Genomic DNA, 311 nt, shown 5'->3' with positions numbered 1-311 from the left:
AATCCCCCAGGGTATAAGGTGCCTCGCCGGTCTTTCTGGTATTCCACACCTTGACTGTCGAGAGGCCATTCCTGGTTTCCAACTTGATGACACAAGGATCCTCATGGGAAAGCATCAGCGCTTCGGCTTTTCCCGAGACCATCCGGGTCGCAACTTTAACCGCACTTCTGTTACGCCGGCTTGCCGATAGAACTTCTCCCTCCTGGTTTTCCTCCCAGACCCTGAGCATCAGGTACAACTGATCGTTCAGGCAGACCAATGTAAAGCTGCGGCCTAACCGATAGGAGAACACCCTTTCATCGGCAGCATCC

At 53.7% G+C, this 311-nt stretch carries 1 protein-coding gene; it reads right to left on the bottom strand.

Going from position 1 to position 311, the window contains the following annotated elements:
* Nucleotides 1-311, bottom strand: a 311-nt coding sequence (locus HX773_RS25845; protein WP_218168367.1) for a hypothetical protein, incomplete at both ends; no start/stop codon positions are given.

The sequence above is a fragment of the Pantoea sp. B9002 genome, assembly GCF_013385945.1.
Taxonomy (GTDB): Bacteria; Pseudomonadota; Gammaproteobacteria; order Enterobacterales; family Enterobacteriaceae; genus Pantoea.
Note: the sequence above shows the minus strand (reverse complement) of the source record. Positions and strands in the feature narration are given on the sequence as shown.